19 protein-coding genes are annotated in these 21,838 nt (G+C 42.0%); 13 read left to right on the top strand and 6 right to left on the bottom strand.

Annotation, left to right across the window (positions count from 1 at the left end; all coding sequences use genetic code 11):
• The first annotated feature begins 370 nt into the window (after nucleotides 1–370).
• From tig to CWB60_RS18620, 6 genes are all read left to right on the top strand, one after another.
• Complete coding sequence (tig, locus tag CWB60_RS18645) at nucleotides 371–1,675, top strand: trigger factor (RefSeq protein ID WP_138578448.1); 1,305 nt, start codon at nucleotides 371–373, stop codon at nucleotides 1,673–1,675.
• A 163-nt stretch (nucleotides 1,676–1,838) separates the two neighbouring features.
• Nucleotides 1,839–2,456 (top strand): ATP-dependent Clp endopeptidase proteolytic subunit ClpP, encoded by a 618-nt coding sequence (gene clpP, locus CWB60_RS18640; protein WP_055253119.1) that lies wholly within the window; start codon nucleotides 1,839–1,841, stop codon nucleotides 2,454–2,456.
• A 135-nt stretch (nucleotides 2,457–2,591) separates the two neighbouring features.
• Nucleotides 2,592–3,875 carry an ATP-dependent protease ATP-binding subunit ClpX gene (clpX, locus tag CWB60_RS18635; RefSeq protein WP_004586896.1) on the top strand — a complete coding sequence of 428 codons (1,284 nt, stop codon included), beginning with the start codon at nucleotides 2,592–2,594 and terminating at the stop codon, nucleotides 3,873–3,875.
• Nucleotides 3,876–4,025: 150 nt separating this feature from the next.
• Nucleotides 4,026–6,386 carry an endopeptidase La gene (lon, locus tag CWB60_RS18630; RefSeq protein WP_138578446.1) on the top strand — a complete coding sequence of 787 codons (2,361 nt, stop codon included), beginning with the start codon at nucleotides 4,026–4,028 and terminating at the stop codon, nucleotides 6,384–6,386.
• Between the two features lie 183 nt (nucleotides 6,387–6,569).
• Nucleotides 6,570–6,869 carry an HU family DNA-binding protein gene (locus CWB60_RS18625; protein WP_286247754.1) on the top strand — a complete coding sequence of 100 codons (300 nt, stop codon included), beginning with the start codon at nucleotides 6,570–6,572 and terminating at the stop codon, nucleotides 6,867–6,869.
• A 172-nt stretch (nucleotides 6,870–7,041) separates the two neighbouring features.
• Entirely contained in the window at nucleotides 7,042–8,943 is a 1,902-nt protein-coding gene (locus tag CWB60_RS18620) for a SurA N-terminal domain-containing protein (RefSeq protein ID WP_121637756.1), read from the top strand.
• A 114-nt stretch (nucleotides 8,944–9,057) separates the two neighbouring features.
• Here CWB60_RS18620 and CWB60_RS18615 read toward each other — a convergent pair whose 3' ends face one another.
• From CWB60_RS18615 to pspF, 6 genes are read right to left on the bottom strand one after another with little or no spacing between them, the layout of a single operon-like run.
• The gene (locus tag CWB60_RS18615; protein WP_004586900.1) at nucleotides 9,058–9,819 is read right to left on the bottom strand and encodes an ATP-binding cassette domain-containing protein; all 762 of its coding nucleotides are present in this window, start codon (nucleotides 9,817–9,819) and stop codon (nucleotides 9,058–9,060) included.
• Complete coding sequence (locus CWB60_RS18610; RefSeq protein ID WP_138578444.1) at nucleotides 9,819–10,811, bottom strand: peptide ABC transporter ATP-binding protein; 993 nt, start codon at nucleotides 10,809–10,811, stop codon at nucleotides 9,819–9,821. The genes CWB60_RS18615 and CWB60_RS18610 overlap by 1 nt, the downstream gene beginning before the upstream one ends.
• Nucleotides 10,812–11,705, bottom strand: a complete 894-nt coding sequence (locus CWB60_RS18605; RefSeq protein WP_024033801.1) for an ABC transporter permease subunit — start codon at nucleotides 11,703–11,705, stop codon at nucleotides 10,812–10,814. It lies immediately after the preceding gene.
• Entirely contained in the window at nucleotides 11,692–12,726 is a 1,035-nt protein-coding gene (locus tag CWB60_RS18600; protein ID WP_138578442.1) for an ABC transporter permease, read from the bottom strand. The genes CWB60_RS18605 and CWB60_RS18600 overlap by 14 nt, the downstream gene beginning before the upstream one ends.
• Nucleotides 12,726–14,333, bottom strand: coding sequence for an ABC transporter substrate-binding protein (locus CWB60_RS18595; RefSeq protein WP_138578440.1), 1,608 nt, complete (start codon nucleotides 14,331–14,333; stop codon nucleotides 12,726–12,728). Before CWB60_RS18595 ends, CWB60_RS18600 begins: the two co-directional genes overlap by 1 nt.
• Before the next feature lie 15 nt (nucleotides 14,334–14,348).
• On the bottom strand, nucleotides 14,349–15,413 hold the full coding sequence (pspF, locus tag CWB60_RS18590) for a phage shock protein operon transcriptional activator (RefSeq protein ID WP_138578438.1): 1,065 nt from the start codon (nucleotides 15,411–15,413) through the stop codon (nucleotides 14,349–14,351).
• Between the two features lie 186 nt (nucleotides 15,414–15,599).
• On the opposite strand from pspF, the gene pspA reads away from it, so the two are divergent.
• The 7 genes from pspA (at nucleotide 15,600) to phhA (ending at nucleotide 21,827) form a co-directional block, all read left to right on the top strand.
• Nucleotides 15,600–16,259 carry a phage shock protein PspA gene (pspA, locus tag CWB60_RS18585; RefSeq protein WP_004586906.1) on the top strand — a complete coding sequence of 220 codons (660 nt, stop codon included), beginning with the start codon at nucleotides 15,600–15,602 and terminating at the stop codon, nucleotides 16,257–16,259.
• 67 nt (nucleotides 16,260–16,326) lie between these two features.
• The gene (pspB, locus tag CWB60_RS18580; RefSeq protein WP_004586907.1) at nucleotides 16,327–16,560 is read left to right on the top strand and encodes an envelope stress response membrane protein PspB; all 234 of its coding nucleotides are present in this window, start codon (nucleotides 16,327–16,329) and stop codon (nucleotides 16,558–16,560) included.
• Nucleotides 16,557–16,958 (top strand): envelope stress response membrane protein PspC, encoded by a 402-nt coding sequence (pspC, locus tag CWB60_RS18575; protein WP_004586908.1) that lies wholly within the window; start codon nucleotides 16,557–16,559, stop codon nucleotides 16,956–16,958. The genes pspB and pspC overlap by 4 nt, the downstream gene beginning before the upstream one ends.
• A gap of 57 nt (nucleotides 16,959–17,015) precedes the next feature.
• Complete coding sequence (locus CWB60_RS18570; protein WP_138578437.1) at nucleotides 17,016–18,440, top strand: YcjX family GTP-binding protein; 1,425 nt, start codon at nucleotides 17,016–17,018, stop codon at nucleotides 18,438–18,440.
• Nucleotides 18,437–19,465, top strand: coding sequence for a TIGR01620 family protein (locus CWB60_RS18565; RefSeq protein ID WP_138578435.1), 1,029 nt, complete (start codon nucleotides 18,437–18,439; stop codon nucleotides 19,463–19,465). Before CWB60_RS18570 ends, CWB60_RS18565 begins: the two co-directional genes overlap by 4 nt.
• 145 nt (nucleotides 19,466–19,610) lie before the next feature.
• On the top strand, nucleotides 19,611–20,792 hold the full coding sequence (gene megL, locus CWB60_RS18560; protein ID WP_138578433.1) for a methionine gamma-lyase: 1,182 nt from the start codon (nucleotides 19,611–19,613) through the stop codon (nucleotides 20,790–20,792).
• 237 nt (nucleotides 20,793–21,029) lie between these two features.
• On the top strand, nucleotides 21,030–21,827 hold the full coding sequence (phhA, locus tag CWB60_RS18555; protein ID WP_029774298.1) for a phenylalanine 4-monooxygenase: 798 nt from the start codon (nucleotides 21,030–21,032) through the stop codon (nucleotides 21,825–21,827).
• Nucleotides 21,828–21,838: the final 11 nt, after the last annotated feature.

Raw genomic sequence — 21,838 nt, 5'->3', positions numbered from 1 at the left:
CTGCATCGCCGACCACTTTCTTAACTTTAAAGAAAGTAAACGAGTAATCACTCAACAATAACTTCTATTTACTTCCTACTAAAATATCGCTTTAACGAACCAGTTAGTCTGTTTTTTACGCAGTTGGTCTCGATCGTAGCTAAACTAGTCCAAATAATTGCCCCCTACACTCGACTATCATAATTATTAGGTTATAATGCCGCGTCTATTGTTTAACATAGTGCCCGAAGGGCAGAGCAGCAATGGGATCTCATGGTAGTGACGGATGCTTTTTAGTGAAAAATCGCTTTAAAATTTATCAAGACTCATGAAGATTACTTTGTTTGTAAGGAAGGCGAACAGTCGCCAAAATTGAATATTGAGGTAAATCATGCAAGTTTCTGTTGAGACGACTCAAGGCCTTGAGCGCCGTCTGACCATCACCGTTCCTGCAGAGAACGTTGAGACCGAAGTAAAAAAACGCTTACAACAACTGTCAAAAACGCAGCGTATCGATGGCTTCCGTGCTGGTAAAGTACCAGTTTCAGTAATTAACAAGCGTTTTGGACCTGCGGTTCGTCAAGAAGTAGCTGGCGAAGTAATGCAGCGTAACTACATTGAAGCAATTGTTGCTGAAAAAATTAATCCTGCTGGCGCACCATCATTTGCACCTAAATCACTTGAAGCAGGTAAAGATTTAGAGTTTACAGCAACGTTTGAAGTATACCCTGAAGTTGAAGTTCAAGGTTTAGACAAAATTGCAGTAGAAAAACCAGCAGTAACAGTAACTGACGAAGATTTAGCAAACATGCTAGAAACACTTCGTAAGCAACACGCTTCTTGGGCTGATGTTGACGCAGCTGCTGGCGAAAACGACCGTGTAACAGTTGATTTCGTAGGTACTATCGACGGTGAAGAGTTTGAAGGCGGCAAAGCTGAAGACTTCCCACTTGAGCTTGGCCAAGGTCGTATGATCCCAGGTTTTGAAGACAACATCGTTGGTAAAAAAGCAGGCGAAGAAGTAGTTGCTGATGTAACTTTCCCTGAAGATTACCACGCTGAAAACCTGAAAGGTAAAGCGGCTCAATTCACTATCACAGTGAAAAAAGTTGAAGCACAAGAGCTACCTGAATTAAGCGAAGAGTTTGCAACTAAGTTCGGTGTTACCGAAGGCGGCGTAGACGCGCTTAAAGAAGAAGTTAAAAAGAACATGAAACGTGAGCTAGACCAAGCGGTTAAAGCTAACGTGAAAGACCAAGCGATTAAAGGTCTTTTAGAAAACAACGAAATCGAAGTGCCTAAAGCACTTATTGATCAAGAAGTTGACGCACTACGTCAGCAAGCAGCTCAACGTTTTGGTGGCGACGCTAAAAACATGCCTGAGCTTCCAGCTGAATTGTTCCACGAGCAAGCTGTAACTCGCGTTAAAACTGGCCTATTACTAGGTGAAGTGATCAAAGCAAACGATATCAAAGTTGATGATGAAAAAGTTGAAGCATTAATTGCTACAGTTGCATCTGCTTACGAAGATCCAACTGAAGTAGTAGAATACTACAAAGCAAATGATCAACTTATGCAGCAAATGCGTAATGTTGCAATGGAAGAGCAAGCTGTTGAAGCTATTTTAGCTAAAGCAAACGTGTCTGACGTTGAAAAAGCATTTGATGACATCATGAATCCTCAGCAAGGTGCTTAATAAGTCATTGACTTAAGCGCTCGCTAACGATTAAATGGCTCGTGTTACTCTGTTTATGCAGTGTGCCCGGGCCATTTTAGTTTGTGCCCCATAATTTGCGAAAAATGATAACTATGCTTCCTTTAGTAAGAAAAAGCATAAGCGCATAAGGAATTAAAAAAGTATGAACACTGGTATGACAGATCCCCTAAATGCATTAGTCCCTATGGTTGTTGAACAAACAGCTAAAGGTGAGCGCTCGTATGACATTTATTCGCGTCTATTAAAAGAGCGAATTATCTTTTTAACGGGCCAAGTTGAAGACAACATGGCAAACCTAATTTTAGCGCAAATGCTATTTTTAGAATCAGAGAACCCTGAAAAAGATATCTTTTTATATATTAATTCACCAGGTGGTTCGGTAACCGCTGGTATGGCAATTTACGATACAATGAACTTCATCAAACCAGATGTAAGTACAATTTGTGTTGGCCAAGCGGCAAGCATGGGCGCATTTTTGCTTACTGCTGGCGCTAAAGGTAAGCGTTTTTGTTTACCAAACTCACGTGTAATGATTCACCAACCGTTAGGTGGTTTCCAAGGTCAAGCATCTGACTTTGAAATACACGCAAAAGAAATTCTGTCTATTAAAGACAAACTTAACCGCTTAATGGCAGAGCATACAGGCCAGCCATTAGATGTTATTTCACGCGATACTGACCGTGATAACTTTATGAGTGCATCACAAGCTGTAGATTACGGCCTGGTTGACTCAGTGTTTACAAGTCGCGAAAGCAAGTAAGCGTGTAGGCAAGCAAATAATTGCTTGCCACTTTGAGTTACTATGCGAAAACCAGTAAATTTTGGTATAGTTAAAAGCGAATTTGAAATAGTTGCCAACCTTATTTGGCAGCCAACGTATAAAAGAGGTAGCTGAATGTCTGACACTCCTACAGACGGCGACAAAAGTAATAAATTGTTATACTGCTCTTTTTGTGGCAAAAGCCAACACGAAGTGCGTAAATTAATTGCAGGTCCTTCAGTATACATTTGTGATGAATGTGTAGAGCTGTGTAACGATATTATCAGGGAAGAAATCAAAGACATTGCTCCTAAGCATAATTCGTCTGATAAACTACCTGTGCCAAAAGAAATTCGTAATCACTTAGATGACTACGTAATTGGTCAAGACCATGCTAAAAAAGTATTGTCTGTAGCGGTATACAATCACTACAAGCGCCTACGTAACCAATCTACAAAGCAAGAAGTAGAACTAGGTAAAAGTAACATTTTGCTTATTGGCCCTACAGGTAGTGGTAAAACATTACTGGCAGAAACACTTGCGCGTTTACTTGATGTACCGTTTACTATGGCAGATGCAACTACACTAACCGAAGCCGGCTATGTAGGTGAAGATGTAGAAAACATCATTCAAAAACTGCTACAAAAATGTGATTACGACGTAGAAAAAGCGCAACGTGGTATTGTTTACATTGATGAAATTGACAAAATTTCGCGTAAATCAGATAACCCATCTATTACACGTGACGTGTCGGGTGAGGGCGTACAACAAGCGCTGCTTAAACTAATTGAAGGCACGGTTGCCTCAGTACCACCACAAGGTGGTCGTAAGCACCCGCAGCAAGAGTTTTTACAGGTTGATACCTCTAAGATTTTATTTATCTGTGGTGGTGCCTTTGCAGGCCTAGATAAAGTAATCGAACAGCGTAGCCATAAAAATACCGGAATTGGCTTTGGTGTTAACGTTAAAGAGTCAGCGTCGAGCCGCTCTTTAAGCGAAACATTTAAAGACGTAGAGCCAGAAGATTTAGTTAAGTACGGCTTAATTCCTGAGTTTATTGGTCGTTTACCTGTTGTTGCTACATTAACTGAGCTTGATGAAGCGGCACTTGTACAAATATTAAGTGAACCTAAAAACGCCATTACTAAACAGTTCTCTGTATTGTTTGGTATGGAAGACGTTGAATTAGAGTTCCGTGATGATGCACTAAGCGCTATTGCTCACAAAGCAATGGAGCGTAAAACAGGTGCTCGCGGACTTCGCTCAATTGTTGAAGGCGTACTGCTTGATACTATGTATGAGCTGCCATCAATGGATGATGTAAGCAAAGTGGTTATAGATGAAACCGTGATTAAAGGTGAATCTGACCCAATCTTGATTTATGAAAACAATAATCAAGATAAAGCTGCATCAGAATAGTTTTTAAGCTATTTGTATAAAAAAGGAGCCTTAGGCTCCTTTTTTTATAATTAATTTGAACGAGTTGGAGAAAATTGTTGAACTTTAATTAGATTATCCCCATATACTTGAGTAATCTTTTAAATAAATGAAGTGCGAAGAGAAACTATAATGACGCTTGAGAGAACCGATCGAGTCGAAATCCCAGTGTTAGCACTGCGCGATGTTGTGGTATATCCGCACATGGTGATCCCGCTTTTTGTAGGCCGTGAAAAATCAATAAAATGCCTCGAAGCGGCAATGGATAAAGACAAACAAATTTTCTTGGTTGCACAAAAAGATGCAACTGTAGACGAACCTGAGCAAGACGATATTTACCGTATCGGTACTATTGCTACTGTACTTCAGTTATTAAAGTTACCAGACGGTACAGTTAAAGTTTTAGTTGAAGGTACGCAGCGCGCACAAATTGAAGAATTTGTAGATAACGATGAGTTTTTTGTAGCGAATGCTCAGTTCATCGAATCTGATTCAGTGGATGAGCAAGAGCAAGATATTTTCATCCGCAGCGCTGTTAGCCAGTTTGAAGGCTATGTAAAACTTAATAAAAAAATTCCACCTGAGGTATTAACCTCTGTTTCAGGCATTGATGAGCCAGCACGCCTTGCCGATACAATGGCAGCGCATATGCCATTAAAAGTGCCTGAAAAACAAAAAGTGTTAGAGATTTCAAGCGTTACAGAGCGCTTAGAATACTTAATGGCACTGATGGAAGGTGAAATAGACTTATTGCAAGTTGAGAAAAAAATTCGTACCCGCGTGAAAAAGCAGATGGAAAAGTCTCAGCGCGAGTACTACCTCAACGAGCAAATGAAAGCCATTCAAAAAGAACTTGGTGAGCTTGATGATGTACCTGACGAATTTGAAGCGCTTAAAAAGCGTATTGAAGAATCAGGTATGCCAGAAGAAGCGAAAGAAAAAGCATCAGCTGAGCTTAATAAGCTTAAAATGATGTCGCCAATGTCTGCAGAGGCCACTGTAGTGCGTTCATACATTGATACGTTAATTAACGTACCATGGAAAAAACGCTCGAAAGTGAAAAAAGACTTAGCAGGCGCGCAAAAAATTCTTGATAGCGATCACCACGGCTTAGATAAAGTTAAAGAACGCATAATTGAATACCTCGCGGTGCAACAACGTACTAATAAGCTCAAAGGGCCTATTTTATGTTTAGTAGGACCACCGGGTGTTGGTAAAACATCACTAGGGCAGTCTATTGCACGCTCTACGGGTCGTAAATATGTTCGTATGGCATTAGGTGGCGTACGTGACGAAGCTGAAATTCGTGGTCATCGTCGTACTTACATTGGCTCTATGCCAGGTAAGCTGATTCAAAACATGACAAAAGTGGGCGTTAAAAACCCATTATTCTTGTTAGATGAAATCGACAAAATGTCATCTGATATGCGCGGCGACCCAGCATCAGCACTATTAGAGGTGCTAGATCCGGAGCAAAACAGCCACTTTGCTGATCACTACTTAGAAGTAGACTACGATTTATCGGATGTAATGTTTGTAGCAACATCAAACAGCTTTAATATTCCTGGTCCATTATTGGACAGAATGGAAGTTATTCGCTTATCGGGTTACACCGAAGATGAAAAGCTAAACATTGCAAAAGAGCACTTAATTACTAAGCAAGTTAAACGCAATGGTTTAAAACCTTCTGAGCTAGTAATAGAAGACAGTGCAATTATTGGCATTATTCGTTACTACACGCGTGAAGCGGGCGTACGTAATTTAGAGCGCGAAGTATCTAAACTATGTCGTAAAGCCGTTAAAAATATCTTACTTGATAAAGAGACTAAAACAGTCACTATCAATCAAGATAACCTAGAAGAGTTTTTAGGTGTACAGCGCTACGACTACGGTAAAGCTGAAGACGGCGACCGCATTGGTCAGGTAACAGGCTTAGCGTGGACCGAAGTAGGCGGCGATTTACTGACCATTGAATGTGCGGCTGTGCCAGGTAAAGGCAAACTAAGCTACACAGGCTCACTGGGCGATGTAATGCAAGAGTCGATACAAGCGGCCATGACGGTGGTTCGTAATCGTGGTGATACGTTCCGTATTAATAACGATTTTTACGAAAAACGCGATATTCATGTGCATGTACCAGAGGGTGCGACCCCTAAAGATGGCCCAAGTGCCGGTGCAGCAATGGTAACGGGTTTAGTATCGAGCTTAACAGGTAACCCCGTTAAAGCCGATGTAGCAATGACAGGTGAAATAACACTGCGCGGTGAAGTACTGCCTATTGGTGGTTTAAAAGAGAAACTACTTGCTGCACACCGTGGTGGAATTAAAACAGTCATCATTCCAAAAATTAACGAACGTGACTTAAAAGAGATCCCAGATAACGTACTGGCAGGCTTAGATGTTCACCCAGTTACATGGATTGATGAAGTATTAAAGTTAGCTTTAGTGCATCCTGTTGAGAGTTTTTCAGTCGAAACACCGAAAAACCAATAAAAAACCCAAAAAAAGTGCTTTAAAGGGCTTTTCAAATCTAATCGGTATGATAAGTTAAGCACTGGTTTTCGAGCCTAGCCCTTATGGGGCCTAGGCTTAAGAAAAATATAATCATGTGAGCATTAAAAGTTTGCTCTAAAATTTTCAAAAAAGTGATGTTAGTTTAAAAAACAATCGCTCTTGATAATAACAATGAAAGAGGATGATATTGTGAATAAATCTCAATTAATCGATCAAATCGCAGCTGACGCTGACATTTCTAAAGCGGCTGCAGGTCGTGCACTAGATTCATTCATCGAGTCTGTATCTGGAGCGCTTAAAGATGGCGATTCAGTTGCACTTGTAGGTTTTGGTACTTTCTCAGTACGCGAGCGTGCTGCTCGTTCAGGCCGTAACCCACAAACTGGTGAAACTATCCAAATCGCTGCGGCAAATATTCCTTCTTTCAAAGCCGGTAAAGCGCTGAAAGACGCAGTAAACTAATCACTGTTTAAATACAGATTAGTTATGGCGAGTGTATATAAACTTAATTATCCTAATCGATGAATTAAGTAACTTCACCGCCAGTTACTTCAAGTGAAAAAGCGTATCTGGTAAGATACGCTTTTTTTACATATGACAAGGTAAAATACCTTGATCAATAAGAGATAAACAAATGCTTGAGAAAATCAGAGAGGGCTCACAGGGTCCTGTAGCCAAAATAATTTTAGGCGCGGTGATTTTATCTTTTGCCTTAGCAGGGATCGGTAGTTACTTAGGTCAAACCCCAGAACAACCCGTTGCTGAAGTAAATGGAATTAAAATTAGCCAAACCGAATTTAATCGTGCTTATCAAAACGAACGTAGCCGTTTAGAGCAACAATTTGGCGAATACTTTGCACAAATCAGTGCAGATCCAAATTACATGGCGCAAATTCGTCAAGGTGTAATTGACCGCTTAGTACAACAAGAATTGCAATCACAATTAGCGGCAGATTTAGGCCTTCGCGTAAGCGACGACAGCGTACGTAAAACAATTTTAGAACTACCGTACTTTCAAATTGGTGAAAAATTTAATAACGACCGTTACCTACAAGTAATTCGTCAAATGAACTTTCAACCAGATGCTTTTCGTGAGTACTTACGTAAAGACATGACACGCAGCCAATTAGTGTCTGCGGTTGCTGGTACTGAGTTTGCACTTGAAAACGAGCTTAAACGCGCTGCAGCCCTGCAGCAGCAAACGCGTAGCATAGACTACCTTGTGTTAAGCAAAGAAGCGTTACAAGCAAACGTAGACGTATCTGAGCAAGAAATTGCTGATTACTACGAGCTAAACGCATCACAATTTTTATCGCCAGAGCGTGTATCGGTTGATTACATTGAGCTTAAAGCACAAGATATCACCGTAGAGTCGGTAACAGAAGACGACGTAAAAGCGTATTATGAGCAAAATAAAGCACAATACATCGAGCCTGAAAAACGCCGTGTATCGCACATTTTAATTGATAACAGCGAAGATGATGATGCCGCGCTTGAAAAAGCCAACGCATTACATGAGCAGTTAGAGCAAGGTGCTGATTTTGCACAGCTTGCAGAGTCATCATCTGATGATGTTGTGAGTGGCGAAATGGGCGGCGACCTAGAGTGGATTGAACGCGATGTAATGGACCCAGCTTTTGAAGATGCTGCATTTGCGCTTCAAAACAAAGGTGATATTTCAGAAGTTGTAGCATCAGAGTTTGGTTATCACATTATTAAACTTACTGACTTACAGCCAGAGCAAGTGAAAGCGTATGACGACGTAAAAGCCGACTTACGTGCAGAGCTTGAGCAAACTGAAAAAGTAGATGCGTTTTACGAAAAGCAAACAGAAATGGGTGCCTTAGCATTTGAGATTTCTGACCGTTTAGACGATGCAGCAGAAGTGGCAGACGTTGAAGTTAAAACCACGCCACTTGTTGCACGTAATGCATTGCCAGAGCCACTTAATACACCTGCGGTAATTTCTCAGTTGTTCTCAGTAGAATTACTTGAAGATAAAGTAAACTCAGAAGTGATTGAGCTAGGTGATGAGCACGTTATTGTAGTACGTGTAAATAAATACGAGCCATCTGCAACTAAACCGCTTGCGCAAGTGAGTGAGCAAATCAAAACACGTTTAGTTAATGAAAAAGCATCAACACTTGCTAAAGAAAAAGCACGTGAGTTATTTGCACAAGTTCAAGCAGGTAAAACGCTAAGTGATGTGGCCAGTGAGCAAAACCTAACGGTACGTGAAGAAGCGAGCTTAACGCGTCAAAGCTACACGGTTTCGCCTGCTATTGTAACGCAAGCGTTTAAAATGCCTCGTCCTAATGATGCACCAAGCACAGACGTGGTTGATTTAAACAACGGTGATGCAGCAATTGTTGCACTTAAATCGGTAAGCGATGCGCAAGTAACCGCAAATATCGACCCGCAAGTACAGCAAAACATTACTATGGCGCAAGCTAACAAAAACTACTTAGCGTTTATTGAGTCTTTAAAGGCTAAAGCTGAGCTAAATCTACCTGTGGTAGAGCAAGCAGCAGAATAATCGCGATACATTAAAAAAAGGCGCGTTACTTTATAAGTAACGCGCCTTTTTTATAACTTCAATGTGCTTAGTCAAATGATTAGGCAGTATTGTTTTATAAATATAAGCTTAGTATTAACAGCAAATTAAGCGCTGTGTTACTTTTGATTGCGGATTTTGAAACACCTCTTCGGTACGCCCATATTCTACTACCTCACCTTTTTCAAGCACCACTAGCTGATCGCTGATATGGCGCACTAAACTTAAATGGTGCGTAATGAGTACATAAGTTAGACCGGTTTCTTTTTGCAGCTTAAGTAATAAGTTAACTGTTTGCGCACGAACGGAGGGATCTAAAGCTGATAGCGCTTCATCAAGCACCACCACTTTAGGGTCTAAAATGAGCGCCCGCGCCAACGCTACACGCTGCAATTGGCCTACACTAAACATGTGAGGGTAATAATGTTGATGATCGATTAGCAGTCCCACTTTAGAAAGCGTGGCATCTATTTTTTCTTGGCGAGCCAGTTGGTCTGAATCGGTATTATACTGCAAGCAATCATCTAGCATATCACCTATGGTGAGACCCGGATTGAGCGAGGCAGCGGAGTCTTGGAATATCATGCGGATATGTCGACATTGATCATCGCGCACGCCGTCATCTTCAATAATATTACTTTCTAATAAAATTTGCCCACTGTCGGCGCTATCTGCCCCTGCGAGTAATTTAGCGAGTGTACTTTTACCCGCACCGGTTTCACCGATTACTGCGATTGTTTCGCCTTTGCCCACACAAAAAGAGATATTTTTTAGTACCTCAAATTTTTTGCGGCTAAATAAACCGGCACGTATGTTAAAGGTTTTACAAAGCGCTTGTACTTTTAATACCGGTTGCATTACTTCATCTCCTTAATAAGCGGAAAATGACACGCATAGCTGTGCCCATGGTGCTTAGTAAGTGCAGGGGTAATTACACATTCTTTTTGTGCTTGAGGGCAGCGTGGGCCTAATCGGCAACCTATAGGTAAATGTTGCAAAGTAGGGATAGTGCCCTTAAGTGCATAAAAGGGTTCTTTGTGTGCCAAGCCTTGCTCATAATTGGGTAAGCTTTTTAATAACGCTTGCGTGTAAGGGTGGCGAGGCTGGCGAAAAATACGTTGCGTTGGGCCGGCTTCAACCATTTGCCCACAATATAAAACATGAATACCGTGCGACCAGTCGGCTATTTCTTCAAGCTCATGAGAAATCATCAAAATAGACATGTTTTTTAATTGATTTAAGCTTTTTAGCAACCTAAATACCTGTGCACGGGTGGTGCTTTCAAGCGCTGTAGTCGGCTCATCAGCAATTAGTAGCTTAGGAGTGCGCGCTATGGCCATGGCAATCATGACCTTTTGGCACACGCCTTCTGAGAGCTCGTGCGGGTAACTATCAAGCACAGCGTCGTGGTTTTTAATACCCACTTTATGGATAAGTGCTTTTACGCGGTCTTTACGTTCTCTATTGCGCTTTAAAAAAAAGCCTTTAGTGGATGTTTCAGGCAGTGTTTCGGCTATTTGGTCAAATATTTTAGCGGTCGGGTCAAGGCAGCGGCTAGGGTCTTGGTAAATCATCGCAATGTCTTGGCTGACTGTTTTTCTGCGTTGCTCTGGGGTTAAGCGCATTAAATCAACACCGCGCCAATGCATTCTATTGGCTGTTATATGCCAGCGTTCGTTAAGTACCCCAACAATGGCTTTGGCTATTAAGCTTTTACCAGAGCCCGACTCACCCACCAAGCCATGTACTTCGCCTTCTTTTAGGCTAAAGCTGACTCTATCTACAGCGCGAATTACCGTTTCAGAGGTACGCAGCTCTATGGTTAAATTTCTAACGTCGAGTAATTGCATTTAATCAGCCTTACGTGCTTTAAGCACTTTTCGTAGGCCATCACCTACTAAATTGGTAGACAAAACCGCTAAAAATAATAATACACCCGGTAGCGCAACGGTCCAAGGTGCTAAATATATAAGGCCTAAATTCTCAGCCAGTATGGCGCCCCATTCGGTTGTAGGGGGCTGTGCACCAAGTTTTAAAAAGCCTAAGGCAGCAATATCTAAAATAGCAGTAGAAAGCGCGGTGGTAAAAATAACCACAATGTGCTCATAAATATTAGGAAAAATACCCCGCGACAAAATATGCCAGTTAGAGGCACCATCAAGCCTAAAAGCGGTAATGTAGTCTTTACTTAGCTCATCAACAATTAAATTACGAATAGAGTGAATAAATTGCGGTAATAACGCCAATATAATAGCCCACACTGTATTCATTAAGCCCGGCCCAAGCACTGCGATAATAATAATCGCTAATAGCAAAGACGGAATAGAGAGCGTGATATCAAGCAAGTGATTTAAAAAGCTTGAGCGAAGGCCGCGGCTAATGCCGGCAAAAGTGCCAACAAGCACACCAATAATGGTAGTAATAAAGGCAGCCACCACCGATAAGCCAAACGTGTAGGTTGCGCCATTCATTAAGCGCGAGAGTACATCGCGTCCTAAATCATCGGTGCCCAAAATAAAGCGCACATCGCCCATTTCTCGCCATGATGGCGGTATAAGTAAAGCATCGCTATGTTGCTGGTTAACTCCATACGGCGCTAAAAAGGGCGCACTGGCGGCCAATAACGCAAACGCCATAAAAATCCATAATCCCACCAAGGCGGGGTGATTGTTTTTAAATTTGCGCCAAAAACGCGCCAGCGGCGATTTATTCGACTCTTCAGAAAATAATTTAAACTTTACCATGTGCCTGATTCCGCGAAATTGGGTCGAACAGAGTATATGTAAGCTCGGCAACAATAGTGGCAATAATAACAAACATAGACACCGCCATTAAACCGCCTTGAATAGCAGGGTAGTCTCGTTGGTAAATACTATCGATTAGCCAACGGCCAATACCCGGCCAAGAAAAAATAACTTCGGTTATCATGGCAAGCGTAATAAGCGTACTAAATTGCAGCCCTATTTGTTTTATTACTGGCAATAGCGCATTGCGCAGCGCATGATACATGATTAATTGGCGGCGATTAAGGCCTTTTGCCCTGGCCGTTTTTATAAAGCTTTGATCCATTACTTTAAGCATAGAGTCGCGGGTAAAGCGCACTAAAACAGTGGTAGGAAACATGGCTAGCACTATGGTTGGCAGTGTTAAGTGATGCAGTGCATCTATAAATGCTTCACCTTTGTAGGGGAAGCCTGCGAGCATAATATCGATTAATATAAACCCAGTATTAGGCGGTATTTCAAATAGTAACCCCATTCTACCCGACATAGGAAACCAGCCCAGCTTGAGCGAAAAAATCATAATAAGTAACAGCGCTAACCAAAAAACCGGAATAGAGTAACCAATCATGGTGGTAGAGCTAATTAATTTATCTGGCCAACGGCGTGTGTATGCTGAGGCCAAAATGCCTGCTGGTACACCTACCACAACCGATACAATAAGCGCATAAACACACAGCTCTAAAGTTGCTGGGATTAAATCTAAAATGTGCTGAAAAACGTTATCCCCCGAGGCAAACGACACACCCCAGTCACCTTGAAATATACGCCCTAAAAACGCTAAATACTGCATAACGTAGTTGCTGTCATACATGTATTTATCTTCAAGCTCACTGTGCTGAGAAAAATTACCGCTAGGAATGCCACTTAGGTTGCTAAGCGGATCCCCTGGGAACAAGTAGCTAAGCGAAAAAGTAAATATGCTTAGCATTAAAATCATGAATAAAAACAAGCCAAGGCGGCGTAATATATAATCAAGTATCATTATTTTTTCCTCGCATTTGCGAGTGAAATAGCCCCAAATGGGCCAAGGGTTATCCCTTCTACATCGGCACTATTTGTTTGAAAACGCATACCATGAGCAATAGGCACCAACGGGAGCTGATCAATAATCAGCGCTTGAACCTGATCGTAATATTGTTTGCGCAAACTTAAATCGGTGGTGTCGAGCGCTTGGGTAAGCAATAAGTCAAACTGTGGGTTACACCAATTGGCTGGATTTTTACCGCTAAAAGTGGCGGTGCAACTTAGTAATGGGCTAAAAAAGTTATCTGGATCGGGGGTATCGGCAGCCCAGCCGAGTAATACGCTATCGTGGCGGTGCTCACCTATACGCTGAATAAAAGTATTCCACTCGTATTCAACAATACTTACGTTAACACCTATTTTGCGTAAATCGCTTTGCATCAGCTCAGCCATTTTGCGGGCATTAGGATTGTATATTCGACTCACCGGCATTGCCCAAATGGTCATATCAAAGCCATTCGGTAACCCCGCTTCTATGAGCAGTTTTTTAGCCAGCTCTGGGTCAAACATAGGCATGTTTTCTTGTGGTTCAAAGCCCCACGAGGTCGGCGGTAAAATAGATTGCGCGCGTATGCCATTACCGTAATAAACGGCTTGCATTATTTTGTCTATATCAATTGCATGCGCAAGGGCTCTGCGCACTCTAATGTCATCAAAAGGGGCGCGCTCAGTATTAAAGGCCCAATAACCAATATTTAAATTGGTTTCTTTTTCAACGTTTATATCGTCTCGTTGCGCTAAAATACTCAGTTGTGCACTACTTGGGTGCGCGGTTACATCGCACTCTTTAGTGAGCATTTTTGCTATGCGCGTAGTGCCGTTTGTCGTAATGTCGTAAACCAGCTGTTCAAGGGCAACATCGTGCTTCCAATAAAGGGGGTTGCGGTAAAAGCGCACTAAGTGATCGCGTCGGTACTCTTTATAAATGTAGGGGCCTGTGCCAATAGGGTACTGATCAAATAAATTAGTTTGATCTCGCGCTTTTAATTGCATTGCGTATTCTTGCGACAGCACCACGGCAAAGTCGGTGGCCATGTTCGTTAAAAAACTGCTTTCTGGGTGAAATAGCTCAAAGCGCACTTGATAGTCAGACACGCGCACAATTTTACGAATAAGCTGATCGAGCCCCACACTTTGAAAATACGGGTAGTTTGCATCGCCTACAAAATGGTACGGGTTGTACACGTCAAATAATCGGCTAAAGGTAAAAATAACATCATCAGCGTTAAAATCGCGAGTAGGGGTAAAGTACGAGGTAGAATGAAATTTTACGCCTTTACGCAGCGTAAAGGTGACCGACTTTCCATCGTTGCTAATTTTCCAATCGGTTGCCAGCTCACTTTTAAAATCTGCAGTAACAGGGTCAATACTAATTAAACGGTCAAATAACTGATTAGCAATAATATCAATAGTTGAGCCAGTGGTTGTTACTTGCGGATTAAACGACACAGGGTTCGCTTCGGCGCAATAAACGAGGCCTTGGTTTTTCTCTTCTATAATTTCTTCTTTACTATCAAAGCAGCCTGTTAAGGTGCTGGCTAGTAAAACAAGTAGTATTTTATGCACTCGCATAACCTCTAACTATTTATCTTCTAATAAATTGTATTTTTTAAGATAACCACGTAATTGATGATACGTTAAACCGAGTACTTCTGCAGTTTTCTTTTGATTAAATTGGCTATGCTCAAGGGCTTTATTAATCATATTTATTTCAAATTCGTTAGAGCGCTCTTTTAAGCTACACGGAAATTCAATTGGAGAGCTAAGCTCGTTACTAAGCTCGCTAACAGGTGTGGCTAGTGTTGTAGGCTCAGCTGGGGCGAGCGGTGTTGCAATAGGAGCTTTAATGCGTGCTTTGGGTCTAAAACGGCTTTCAAATGGGTCTAAAATAATCTGGTGAACGGGAATATGTTCATTACCATGACGATACAAACTTCGCTCAACTACATTTTTAAGCTCGCGTATATTACCAGGCCAATCGTAATTTAGCAGGGTTTCGGTGGCGCTGCGGGTAAAGCCACTAAATAACTCCCACTCTAAATCGCGTGCCATATTCATGGCAAATTGCTCAGCGAGTAGCATAATATCGTCTTGACGTTCGCGCAGTGGTGGCAGGGTAATTACATCAAAGGCTAAGCGGTCAAGTAAGTCACTTCTAAATTCGCCCTGCTCTGCAAGGTTGGGTAAATCTTCGTTGGTGGCACACACTAAACGAGTATCTACCTTTACGGTGTGTTTACCACCGACCCGCTCAAATTCACCGTATTCTATAACGCGCAGAAGCTTTTCTTGTACCATGGCCGATGTATTAGCCAGCTCATCTAAAAATAAGGTACCGCTGTTAGCGCGCTCAAAGCGACCTTCGTGACGTTTACTTGCCCCGGTAAAAGCACCGCTTTCATGACCAAATAATTCGCTTTCGAGGAGGTTTTCGTTAAGGGCTGCACAGTTAAGCTTTACGTAGTTTTGATCCCAACGCTTTGATAAAAAGTGTAAACGGGCGGCTATAAGCTCTTTACCGGTTCCTCGCTCGCCAATAATAAGCACTGGCTTATCTAAATTAGCTAACTGCGATACCTGATCAAGTACAGCTAAAAAGCTATCAGATTGGCCGAGTAAATTATCCTGTTGGCGATATTGGCTCATTTTTCCTAACTCTTGGTCATTTTTGCTAACAGTTAGTGTATTTCATAATCAGGGATAACTAAAGGAATTTGTATATTTAGTTTAACTTAATGAAAATAAAGTGTATTTTAGATTTTAAAAAGTTGGCAAGCATATTGATACTAGTTACAGCAGACCAACTAAGTTTATATTACAGAGGTAAATGTTATGGGAATTTTTTCGCGTTTTGCAGACATTGTTAATTCTAATATCAATGCCATTTTAGATAAAGCAGAAGACCCAGAAAAAATGGTTCGTCTTATTATCCAAGAGATGGAAGACACATTGGTAGAGGTGCGCTCTACGTCAGCTAAAACACTGGCTGAGAAAAAAGAATTAGTACGTCGTGTAGATACACTAAAAGCACAAGTAAGCGATTGGCAAGACAAAGCAGAGCTTGCATTAAGTAAAGACCGCGACGATTTAGCGCGTTCAGCATTACTTGAAAAGCAAAAATCGGCAGAAGCAGTTGCAGCAGTAGAGTCTGAGCTTGAGCATGTAGAGTCTCACATTGAGAAACTTCAGCAAGAAGTCACTACTCTACAAGAAAAGCTAGCCGATGCTAAAGCACGTCAAAAGGCAATTATTTTACGTCAACGTTCGGCTGAGTCGCGCCTTGAAGTGAAAAAAGCCCTTGATAGCTCTAAAGTAGAAGATGCACTTAATCGCTTTGAGCGCTACGAAACTAAAATTGATGGACTAGAATCTCAAATAGAGTCTTACGATTTAGGTAAAAAGTCGCTTGCAGATGAAATTGCCGACCTACAAAAAAATGAAAAGATAGATGATGAGCTTGCCGAACTTAAAAAGAAGCTAGCTGATAAATAACTTATAAAGGGGTACTTAAAGTGCCCCACTGCTTAAAACATCGATTACGGATTGTCAGGAGAGGATTATGTTTGATCCAGAGATACTAATTGCACCATTTATCTTGTTCATGATTTTTGTTGCGCCACTGTGGTTAATTTTGCACTACCGTAGCAAAAAGCAAGTGAGCCAAGGGTTAAGTGAGCATGAACATCGCCAGTTATTGGAACTTGCCCACAAGGCTGAAAAAATGGCTGATAGAGTAGAAACCCTTGAAGCATTACTCGATCAAGAGTCACCACAATGGAGACGCAAAGTATGAGTGCCAAACGCGAATTATTAAGAGACCCACAGCGCGGCAAAATCGCCGGTGTATGTGCGGGATTAAGTGACTACTTTAATATGGAGTTATGGTTAGTTCGCATTATTTTTGTTAGTGCGGTACTGCTAACGGGTGGCCCATTATTTGTGGTAGCGTATATTGCAGCGTGGTTTATTTTAGATAAAAAAGACCCCACAACTATACATACTAGTAGCTCAACTAAAACTGACGATCCGCTAGAAGTTAAATTTAAAGTATGGCAAAAAGGCGAGCCACCGCGCCGCGCATTGCAAGACTTAAAAGAGCGTCTAACGCGAATAGACACGCGTCTTCAAGATATGGAGCGCCATGTTACTTCAAGCGAGTTTACGGTTAGCCGTGAAATCAACAAACTTTAAAGGATTTAATAGCACTTTGTTCGGTGATTAACAGCATCAATGAAGTGCTAGCCCATTATGAGTAGCACTTCATTTGCCAAAAAAACCTTTAAAAGTATTAAAGGTTCAGCCCAAAAAGCCCTTCATCGCAGTTTAGATCAACACGTAAAGTTGGCCGTAACCGGTCTAAGTGGCAGTGGTAAAACCGCGTTTATTACCGCACTTGTTAAGCACCTTACAACACAAAGCGATGATAAAAACTTACCGTTTTTTGATGTAATGCGAGAGCACCGCCATATAGCCACCAAAGTGGTGCCGCAAGAGGCGTTAAAAGTGCCTACGTTTGACTATCCGCGGGCGCTTAATGCCTTGCTCCCAAGCGATGGGGAGCCTACATGGCCTCCATCAACCGAGCGTATTAATACCCTGCGTTTAGCGATTAAATACCAAAGCGCATCTGGGTTGCGTGGGCATTTTTCGCCGCAATCTACGCTGTATTTAGATATTATTGACTACCCAGGTGAGTGGCTACTTGATTTACCTATGCTTGAGCAAAGCTATAGTCAGTGGTGCGAGCAACAATACCCGCTGTTACTACAGCACCCACGTGTGAATACCTCTACTGAATTTTTAAACGCGCTTGAACAGCTTGATTTAAATGCCCCTGTAGATGAAGGCTTACTTGCACACATTGCAGCGCTTTATCAAAGTATGCTGGTGGGCCTTAAAAAAGATACTAAGCTTGCCATGTTACAACCTGGGCGCATGCTAATGCCTGGCGACTTACAAGGTGCGCCGCTTTTATTGTTTTTTCCGGTAAATGCTCAGCATATAAAAAGAGATGAGGTAGTGCCAGGCTCTAACTTAGCGCATTTAATTAAGCGTTTTAACGCCTATGTAAAAGAAGTAGTTAAGCCATTTTATAATGAGCACTTTAAACATTTTGATCGTCAAATTGTGTTGGTAGATGTACTCAGCGCATTAAACGAAGGCCACGAAACATTCCAAGAGCAAAGTAGTGTAATAAACCAATTACTCGCACACTTTAATTACGGCGAGTCGGGTTTTTTTAAGCGTTTATTTAAACCCAACATAGATAAAATACTGTTTGCTGCAAATAAGTCAGATCATATAAGTGCTAAGCACCATAAAGATTTAGCACTACTACTTGACTCGCTAGTGCATGAGCAAAGTAATCACTTAAAGTTTGATGGCGTACAAATAGAAACCATGGCAATGTCGTCAATTGCAGCAACGCAGCCGCGCCAAGTGGCCGATAAAGGCCAAACACTTGATTGTATTTATGGTAAACCATTAAACGAGCAAGATTGGCTTACTTATTTACCCCCACAGCCACCAAAGCGCATGCTTAATAAAAATGAGTGGCCAGCGCAGGGCTTTGAGTTTTTATCGTTTGCGCCTATGCCAAACCCCGATAAGCAACTTAAGCATATTCGCCTTGATCATGTGATGCAGTACTTGTTAGGAGACAAATTATCATGAACGACACACAGCAAACTTTTCAAGCAGGTAGGCGAATTGATAGCCAAGCTGATGAGCAGGTTGAGGCGACGCTTGCTCCTGCAAAAATAATTACCCAGGGTCAAAGTGAATACATTGAAGAGCCTGAAGATGAACTTCTTGATGAAGAAATAGACCTAGAGCCGGTATATAAAAAGTCTAAATGGCAAACGCTTAAAGGGGTGTTTGCTGTAAGCTTTTTAGTGCTCGTGCTACTTGAGTTTGCTTATTCGTTAGTGTTTGCGTTTCAGCAGTCGGTCATTTTAGGCGGCGTGTATTTAACGGCGGTGGTAAGCGGTGTGTTGCTAATTGGGCGCATGCTATGGCGCGAATACAGAATGCTGCGCAGTTTAAAGCGTAATCAATTACATCGCCAAGAAGCCGACAGACTCTTAAATAGTGAGCAAGTAGGTGGCGCATTACCTTGGCTTGAAAAACTAAATAAGCACCAACAACTAGACAACTTCGAAGCGTTTAAAAACCAAGTGGCTACCCACCATAGCGATAAAGAAATAATGACCCTTTACGCAAATAGCTTGCTTATAACGCAAGACACGCAAGCTAAAAAGCTTATAAACCGCTTTGCGACAGAGTCAGCGCTGCTCGTTGCCCTAAGCCCCCTTGCGCTGGTGGATATGATGGCGGTGCTTTGGCGCGGTACTAAGTTAATAGAGCAAATTGGTAAAATTTATGGCATTGGTTTTGGTTACGCAAGCCGCATTAAGCTCTACCGTATGCTTATAAAACAAGTGATGTTTGTAGGCAGTGCTGAGCTTGTATCTGATTTAGCAGCCACAGCACTCAGTGCTGAGCTTTTAGGTAAGCTTTCGGGGCGTGCAGCGCAAGGTGTAAGCGCCGGTATTTTTACAGCACGTATTGGTTACAAAGCAATGGAGCTTAGCCGCCCATTACCACGGCTTGAAAACAAACGCAGCTTGTTAAAAGGCACAGTGCAAAGTATTGCCAGCAAAATTATGAGCCGTAAAAAGGCCGAGCCAACGTCCTAAAGTAGCAGTGGCAATATTTGTGTACAAAACCGCGCTGAGCGGTTTTTGCACAAATAGCCATCTGAGCATCCGGCATGCTTGTGATTTAAACTGCGGTGCGTTTTATTTATGTAATTGACACACATAATAAAAACGAGAGCACACAATGAGCAAGCAGCATATTAATACCCAATGTATTCATGGTCCGCAAAAAGCAAACGATCCGCATGGCGCACTCACGTCGCCTTTGTATCAAACCTCTACCTTTCATTTTGAAAATGCAGCACAAGGTGCCGCGCGTTTTGCAGGCGATGAGCCCGGTTATATCTACACCCGCCTAGGTAACCCAACCACCACCGAACTTGAGCAAAAAGTAGCACAGTTAGAGGGCTGCGAAGCCGCAGCAGCTACCGCCACAGGTATGGGCGCTGTATCGGCGTCGGTATTGAGCTTTTTATCGCAGGGCGATCATTTAATTGCATCAAGTGCATTATATGGATGTACTTTTGCGTTTTTTGCTCACATGTTACCGCGCTGGGGAATAGAAGTTACTTTTGTTGATATGACCAACGAGGGCGAGCTTCGCGCTGCTATAAAATCTAATTCAAAAATGATATTTGTAGAAACGCCAATCAACCCCACAATGGCAGTCATTGATTTAGCCTTAATTGGCGCGCTCGCTAAGCAACATAATTTAATTAGTGTGGTCGACAACACCTTTTTAACGCCACTGCTGCAATCACCTAAGCAGTACGGCATAGATATTATTGTGCACAGTGCCACTAAGTACTTAAACGGCCATGGCGATGTAGTAGCTGGGCTTGTGTGTGGAACGCATGAGCACATTACCTTAATAAAAATGACGGTACTTAAAGATATTGGTGCCACCATAAGCCCGCACGACGCATGGCTTATTAATCGTGGATTAAAAACTTTAGCCATACGCATGGAGCGCCATTGCCAAAGCGCGCAAACGGTTGCTGAATATTTAGAGGCGCACCCACAGGTTAATATTGTTTATTACCCTGGGCTTAAATCGCACCCTGGCAACAAATATATAGGCAAGCAAATGAAAGCCGCAGGCGGCGTTATTGCATTTGAAATTAAAGGCAGCCTTGCTCAAGGAGCGCAGTTTATAGATAGCATGAAGCTTTGCACACTTGCTGTAAGTTTAGGTGATGCCGAAACGCTTATTCAGCACCCCGCATCAATGACGCATTCCCCTTACACACGCGAGGAGCGAGCAGCCGCAGGCATAAGTGATGGCTTAATAAGGCTCTCTGTAGGGCTTGAAGATGTTAACGATATTATTGACGACTTAAACCAAGCTTTTACATTAATTTGTTAGCTGTATTTATTTGTGTACAGTTTAATTTACCCTTAACGCCTTTAATTTGGTGGTTGTATAATATTAATGTCGGTGGTGTAATCTTAACTGTACACTTTAGGGGATCGTGCTAAATGTAGATATCCGCCTAACTATTAAACTTTTCTTCACTTTTGCATAGTATGGCTGCATTAGATATTCACTAATCTTGAGTATCACACTGACACACATTTAGGGCTTAACCCCAAGAAGGTTATTATGGCTAAAGCAAGTAAATACACCTCTAAAACACCCGATGAAAACGGTGTTATTCATTGGAGCGAAGAAGAAAATAAAATTTGGTCTGAGCTTGTTACGCGCCAACTTGCGTGCATAGAAGGCAAAGCTTGTGATGAGTACATGGATGGGCTTAAAAAAATAAACCTACCACACGATCGTATTCCGCAGTTAAGCGAACTTAACGAAGTGCTTCTTGCCACCACCGGTTGGCAAGTAGCGCCTGTACCTGCGCTTATCGATTTTGATGAATTTTTTAGGTTATTGGCAAACAAACAATTTCCGGTAGCGACGTTTATTCGTAGCCGAGAAGAGTTTGACTACCTGCAAGAGCCTGATATTTTCCATGAAATATTTGGCCACTGCGCTATGCTAACAAACCCTGACTTTGCCGAATTCACACACAAATACGGCCAATTAGGGTATGCAGCGCAGAAAAAAGATCGTGTATACCTTGCACGTATGTATTGGTTTACGGTTGAGTTTGGTTTAATGCAAACCGAAAACGGCCTGCGTATATATGGCGGTGGTATATTATCAAGCCCGGGTGAAACCCAGTACGTGTATTCAGATACACCAGAGATAACGCCTATGAGCGTAATTGATGTGCTGCGTACGCCGTACCGCATTGATATTATGCAACCTCAGTACTACACCATAAATTCGATTCATGATCTGTTTGATATATCGCAAATGGATATTATGACTTTGGTTGAGCAAGCTAAAGCGCTTGGTTTGCACGACCCAAAATTTCCACCTAAAGAAAAATTAGCCGGTTAACTTTAATTTAA

The sequence above is a fragment of the Pseudoalteromonas sp. S327 genome (assembly GCF_005886415.1).
In the GTDB taxonomy this organism is placed as follows: Bacteria; Pseudomonadota; Gammaproteobacteria; order Enterobacterales; family Alteromonadaceae; genus Pseudoalteromonas; species Pseudoalteromonas atlantica.
This window is presented reverse-complemented; position numbering and strand designations above follow the sequence as displayed.